Below are 6,757 nucleotides of genomic sequence, written 5' to 3' on the forward strand. Positions count from 1 at the left end.
CCGCAGATGAACGCAGATAAAAACTTCGATATATTTGTAGGGACACGGCAATGCCGTGTCCTAGCCGTAGCTTAATAATGAGTCCCAGATTTCCGGTAGTGCACCGCTGTCACGCCGTCATTTTTGAGCAAATGACCGTTGTCAATCGCCGCATAAACTACCCAGTGATCGCCGCATTCCATCCGACTTATCACTTCGCATTCCAGATAAGCTAGAGCATCAGTCAAAACGAGACAGCCGTTGCTAGCTTCCATGGTTTCGACGCCCGCAAATCTGTCTTCTCCCGGAGCAAAGTTTTTCATGAAATACTTCCGCAACTGTCGCCCTTCTGCTAAGATGTTGAGCACAAATTTATCTCCGGCATACATCAAAGATTCGATCGATCGATCTTTCGCCACCGCAATCGTCACACCGGGCGGATTAAACGTTGCTTGCGACACCCAGGAAGCCAGCATCGCACTGGTGACATCCTCCCGCTTCGCCGAGACTACGCACAGCGAACCAACGAGTCTCCCTACTGCTTGTTCAGTGCGATCGCTCCCCGCTGCTAACTGCGGTTTCGGTGCCCGTAATTTTTGCGCTCGAATCAAAGCTTGAGCAAAATCCGTTCCCGCTTCTGTACACTCGTGAATCGTCCCCCCCGTCGGCTTAAATTTTGCTCGAATCGGCTCAAATCCAATTCGATAGCCGGCATCTTTCAGCTTATTTTCCACTAAGTCGATCGCCTCTCCACTCCAGCCAAAAGAACCGAAAACCCCCGCTAATTTGCTCTTAGTTGCGGTAGATAAAACAATTCCCAAAGCCGTTTGAATTTGCGTCGGAGCGTGTCCTGCTAGCGTGGGAGTTCCGATGATAAATCCCGCGCATTTTTCGATCGCCTCTTTAATTTCTCCTGGTTCGGCAAATTCGCAGTTGATACTTTCTACAGCAACACCGGCTTTAGTAATTCCTTTGGCGATCGCCTGCGCTAAAGTAGCCGTATTTCCGTAAGCCGAAGCATAAATCAAAGCAACTGTCAAGTCTTTTGAATTTTGTTGCTGGCTCCATTCCCGATACAAATTGCTCAGTTCATTAAGGCCGTAACGGACGATCGGGCCGTGACCGGGAGCATAAAATGCTGCTGGTAAATCGGCGAATTTATCCATTGCGGTCAGCACTTGTTTTGCCTGAGATGCGTGCAGGGAATCGTAATAATAGCGCCGATCTTCGCTGTAAACGCTCCACCCTTCATCGAATACTTGGTCGCCGCAAACGTGAGCTCCAAATAGTTTGTCAGTGAACACGATTCGAGTGTGCGGATCGTAGGTGCAAAGTTGATCGGGCCAACGGGGAGTTGGAGTCGCGATGAATTTTAAGGCGTGACCTTTTCCTAAGTTGAGAGTTTCTTCTCCCCGAACAATCATAATGTTTAATTCTTGGTCAGGAAAAGCGGCCCGCAAACTAATTGCGGCGGGATTCGTGCAAACCAAAGCTACTTCAGGAGCTAATTCTAACAGAGCTTTAATTGTTACTGACCTGTTAGCATTGAAATGCCCCAAAATTATGTAATCCAGCTTGGTCAAGTCCACCCGTTGTTGCAAAAATTCCAGGTAATTTTCAGTAAAAGATTCCCCCGGCGGGTCGAACAAAGCAGTTTTGTCAGCTTGAATAATATAGCTATTGGCTGTCGTACCTTTTTGCAGCGAATACTCGACTTCAAATTTGAGTCTGTCCCAAGTGCGCGATCGCACAATAAAAGTATCGAGCGCGATCGGGATAAACTGCACGTCGCGAGGTTTGGCATCCGATGCGAGTCTAGGAGTCAAAGTATTAGTCATTTATTGCACCTATGAGAAACTGAACTACAGAACTTCTTTTGATTTCGTGCCAAAACTTGGTATCTACAATGTCAAACCTTGCGCCTCGACCCTGTAAATTGGTATCCAGGTCAGTCAGAAATTCCCTGGTTTTCAAATCATCCCCAATTTGGATAAAGCTCACTCCAATTTCTTCGTCTTGATCTATTTTATTTGCTGCACTTACAATAATTTCAGCGACAGCAGCGGTATTTTCTGGTTTTTTATCTAGGACTGCAACAATTATTGCTCCGTTCTTCCCTTTGGGATTTGGTTTGCTTGCGAAATAATCATTAAAAGTTGCTTTCAGAGCTTCTTCCAAATGAGTGGCAGTCGGCTTTGCTGAATCCGGTTCCGTATTTTGTCGCTGCAAAATTTCAGCTAACCGAGCAACATTTGAATTTTTATACTTCCACATAGGAGTAGAAGCTTCGTAAAGGGTGATGCCGTCGCTGTCAAATTCCTGACATTTTTTTGCTAAGTCAATCAGAGATGCCTGTGCTTCTACCCAATCCTCGTACCAAGGATGGTGAGGGTCTCTGCTGGCATCGCTTCTGGCAATAATAATTGTGTAATCTCGGTCTTCTAAAAGATTGGCCGGCATTGGCAATTCCCCTAATTAAAATGGAGTCTAAATGACAACGGTTTGCCCGGTTTGCTGCTTGTGGCGCACCCAACACCGAGAACCCGATAAGGTGCGCCACAAGCACCCAAAGTTGAGAGTTTTTGCGTAGCCTATTGCGTCTTGGACTGTAATTGTAGGGTGCGTCAGTAGATAGTCGATGATGAAGTCGAATAAAACATCGGCTGACGCACCTTACTAATACGTTGGGGGTGTGTTAAATCAGACAGTCGATCAATAATATATCGTTGAATTTCCCCTTTGCACCTGACAACAGTCAACTGACAACAGTCAACTGTCAACCGTCAACCGACTTCTTAATAGTGATTTCCGACTTTTCGGTGGTGAACTGCCGGCAGTGCATCTGGATTCGAGACTCGGCCGCTATCGACGATCGCATATACGATATGATGATCCGAAAGTTCCATGCGGCTCACTACTTCGCATTCCATGTAAGCCAAGGAATCTGTCAGAATCGGAGAACCGTTGGTAGCAGGTTGAGTTTTCACTCCGGCAAAGCGATCGGCACCAGGAGCAAAACGCTTTAAAAAGTGCCTCATCAAGGTTTGATAATTGCCTTCTTCCAGCACGTTGAGAACAAATTTATCTCCCGCGTGCATCATGGATTCGATCGCCCGATCCTTCGCAACTGCTATTGTTAAACCCAGCGGTTTAAAGCTGGCTTGCGTTACCCAGGAAGCCAACATCGCACCGCTAACCTCACCTTTTTGAGCGGTGATGATGTACAGTCCACCGCTGATTCGTCCCAAGGCTTTATCGAGGTCGCTGTCGAGGGATTTCATCTGTTTTACAGCTTTGTCCCGCGTCAGCCACTGTCCCAAGTCGGTGCCTGCTTCGTCGCAAAGTTGATAACTCGCTTCTGTCGGCGTTTCTTTAATTAAAATGTTGGGAAATGCTTCTTTTAAACCCAACTCTTTGAACTTGTTTCTCAGTGGGTAAATAGATACGTCATCCCCGCCGCCAGATTCACATAAACCGAAAGATTGTTTGTTGTTAGCTGCAACTAAAATTGTGTTGATTGCGGCTTCGGCATTCACAGCAGCAGTACCGCCACTCGGTGGCGAACAAATTACGATGCCGGCAGCATTACCGACAAGTTCCGCAACTTCTTGCAAGTCGGCGATTCTCAAATCCATCATTTCCACGGCGACACCAGTTTTGGTGATACCGTGGGCGATCGCTTGGCTGAGTCGATCGCTAAATCCGTAGTCGGAAGTGTAAAATACCGCTACAGTGGTTTCTGCCTTAGCTTGCGCTTGGCTCCACTTTTTGTAGCGTCCGGTAAGTTCGACTACGTTGTGCCGCAACAGCGGGCCGTGACCGGTCGCAACTAAACCAATTTCTCCCAATTCTGCCATCCGCTTCATCGCACTGAGTACCGATCGAGCATTGGGAGCCATCAAACACTCATAATAAAAGTGGTAATCTTCCTCAACTGCTGCTAAATCGTCATCGAAGGTGCTGTCGGAACAGTAGTGCATCCCGAAAGCATCGCAGGTGAACAGCACTTGAGTTTTGCTGTCGTAGCTGAAAATAGTATCGGGCCAGTGCAAGTTCGGCGCCGATACGAATTCGATAATGTGGCCGTTTCCTAAATCTAGTTTATCCCCGTTTTTTACTACCAATCGCTCAAATGGTTGGTGTACAAGGTTTTCTAAAAATTGAATTGCTACTTTCGCCCCCACGACAATTGCTTGGGGTGCCAGCGCCAGCACGTCTTTGACTAAACCGCTGTGGTCTGGTTCGGTGTGGCTGATAATTAGATAGTCAATCTCTTTCGGGTCAATTTCCCCCGTCAGAGTGTCCATGTATTGCTGGCGAAACTTCTCGTGCGAGGTATCGACGAGGGCTGTTTTTTCACCGCGAATGATGAATGAGTTGTATGTTGTACCGTTTTTGAGTCCGAATTCGATGTCAAAGCGGTCTCTATCCCAGTCCAGGCATCGAATTGCCGTTGTGTCAGGGGCAATTTCGACTTTTTCCACCGTCAATCTGCGTTGGACTCGTTCAGTCAGCGCTACCATCAGTGCCTCCTTGTCTTTTACCCATTACCTTATTGTTTCCATTCTGACACGTTTCTTTTGTAAATCTTTATCAAATTTCCTATCACTCAGTTAAGCATCCCAAAACCGATCTCTATCTCTTGACAAAAAGCAAATATGTGTGCTATGGCAACCGAGTTTGATCGGTTGGGCGATCGAGGTACTGAGTTTTGCATGGAAATTGCGATCGAGCAGTCAATTAGTTAGTAGCAACTTAACAGTTATACAAAATGTGCAGTAAGATGATCGAATAAAAAAATCCCAAATCCACAAGCCAAAATCGATTAACTGAAGTAAAGCTATGTCTGAAAGTTCATTTGATAAAACTAATTTGGGTTGGCAATTAGGACAGTGGCAACAGCGAGTAGAGGAGTGGTGGGAACTAAAAACTGCTCAAAATATACCGAATGTCAAATTGCCATCTTGGTTTGATTCCCCCATCTTGGGGGCGATCGCTAAAGCCGCCTTTTGGTTAATCTTAGCGGTGCTCGCAGTCTGGGCTAGTTGGCAGATTTGGCAACTGTTACGTTTTTATATTCATAATTTCAAAAAGGGGAATCAAACAACTGATGGAAGTGCGAAAAAAACAATTAAAGATTTGTCGGTAGCAGAGTGGTTGTTGCGATCGCAAAATTTGCAGCAACAAGGGAAATACCGCCAAGCTTGCCGCTGTTTTTACATAGCCTTGTTGCAGCGGTTAAATGATGCGGGAACCGTGGTTTACAAACCCAGCCGCACTGATGGCGAATATTTGCAATTAATCGAGCAATTACCCCAGCCAGCGCCTTACGAAACTTTGATAAAAATACATCAGCAACTATGATTTTGGGAATAGGGAAGCTTCCGCCTCAACCTTTGAACAGTGTCAGCAAGCTTATCAACAAATTAAGGATTAAGTAGGTAAGCCCAAAAAAAAATAATATCCAATCGATAATTTTAGGGGCGGGTTTTACCTATAATAATTGCCAAAAACCGACAATCTCAAAAACCCCCGCCCAATAGCCAATTGCCATCTACTTTTTTCAATATACAAGGGTTCAAGGTCGTACTCGAATAACGGGCGTAGCATCTAAGAGTACGACCTTAAAAGGGTGCTATAAGACTGAATTAACCAATGGGTTGAAGGCGACGAAACTAGCACCAGCAATGGGATTCTGGTCAAGGCCGCCCACAATCAGCCCTGTAGGTGAATCCCATTAGTTGTCGGTGCCAGCGACTGTCACACAGCGAAGATTTTACCCGCGTACCTCACTTTCTTGAAAAAAGCTGTAGTGAGGAGCCACACTAATAAAAAGCATTTAACTACTTGCGGGACCTATTAGTAGAGCAAGGATTCCTCGCCCTACTAACAGCCTTAAAGCAGAGTAATTGTATTGCTTCCCTGAGTGCCGACATTCGCACCTGGGCCAAAGCCTAAACCCACCGACCCACCAGTGAAACCAAGAGGATTGTTAATCGTCAGACTAACGCTAGTTTGACCGGGATTAAAGTTAACCGTGCCTCCAGTAAAATTCCCCAATGGATCAATGGTGTAGTCTATGGTGTTTAGAGGTACACCAGGACCACCAGCAATCAAATAGTCGACCGAAGCCGAAACCGAAGTATTGCCAGTCCGATTAATCATCACAACTCCTGTACCACCATCAATAATAGGATCAGGAGACGAACCGTAAAAGAAGACAGTCGGAGCCACAAAAGTAGGATCAATAATGCTCAAAACTGCCAGTGACGGACTAGCCAAACTGCCACCACTCAAGAACAAATTAACCGTTTCAGTAGGCTCAGTGAGACTGTCAAATAAAGCTCGAACCGGAACTTGTACGCTAGTTTGTCCGGCTGCAAAAAAGATCCCTTGAGTCACACTGGCGTAATCCGCCGCCGTAGCCTGAGCACTACCGTCACCCGTGCGGAACAAAATCGCACTCGCTGCCGTAACGTTGCCACTGCGATTGATGGTAATCGGCGCAGTGCTGCCCTCGTTGACGCTGTAATTAGCCGCACTGAAGAAATAGTTTGGAACAGCCGTTGACCCCGGAGTTGTCGCCGTCGGCGCCGGAGTGGTCGTCGTCCCAGTTGGCGTCGTCCCAGTTGGCGCCACAACATCATTAATCGTCAAAATTGACGGACTACTGCCGACATTGCCACCGAAGAGCACCAAATTCACCGTTTCCGGCGATTCCAAAATCAAATCACTCAAAGCCGTCACGGTGAAACTAGCGGTAGTTACCCCCGCAGCA

Annotated in this window: 5 protein-coding genes; 1 reads left to right on the top strand and 4 read right to left on the bottom strand. The window is 46.6% G+C overall.

Annotated features, from left to right (window positions below):
* Positions 1-71 precede the first annotated feature (71 nt).
* The 3 genes from QUA70_RS06055 to QUA70_RS06065 form a co-directional block, all read right to left on the bottom strand.
* Positions 72-1,817 carry a diflavin flavoprotein gene (locus QUA70_RS06055; RefSeq protein ID WP_333345578.1) on the bottom strand — a complete coding sequence of 582 codons (1,746 nt, stop codon included), beginning with the start codon at positions 1,815-1,817 and terminating at the stop codon, positions 72-74.
* A complete protein-coding gene (locus QUA70_RS06060) occupies positions 1,810-2,439 on the bottom strand; it encodes a hypothetical protein (RefSeq protein ID WP_333345580.1) in 630 nt (209 codons plus the stop codon). The genes QUA70_RS06055 and QUA70_RS06060 overlap by 8 nt, the downstream gene beginning before the upstream one ends.
* Before the next feature lie 335 nt (positions 2,440-2,774).
* Positions 2,775-4,502, bottom strand: a complete 1,728-nt coding sequence (locus QUA70_RS06065) for a diflavin flavoprotein (RefSeq protein ID WP_333345582.1) — start codon at positions 4,500-4,502, stop codon at positions 2,775-2,777.
* A 319-nt stretch (positions 4,503-4,821) separates the two neighbouring features.
* Here QUA70_RS06065 and QUA70_RS06070 point away from each other — a divergent pair, with 319 nt between their 5' ends.
* Positions 4,822-5,343, top strand: coding sequence for a DUF4129 domain-containing protein (locus QUA70_RS06070; protein WP_333345584.1), 522 nt, complete (start codon positions 4,822-4,824; stop codon positions 5,341-5,343).
* Between the two features lie 531 nt (positions 5,344-5,874).
* On the opposite strand, the gene QUA70_RS06075 is transcribed toward QUA70_RS06070, so the two are convergent.
* The coding region (locus QUA70_RS06075) for a Calx-beta domain-containing protein (protein ID WP_333345586.1) at positions 5,875-6,757 on the bottom strand (883 nt) is incomplete at its 5' end.

The organism is Microcoleus sp. LAD1_D5 (genome assembly GCF_036702115.1).
Taxonomy (GTDB): domain Bacteria; phylum Cyanobacteriota; class Cyanobacteriia; order Cyanobacteriales; family Microcoleaceae; genus Microcoleus.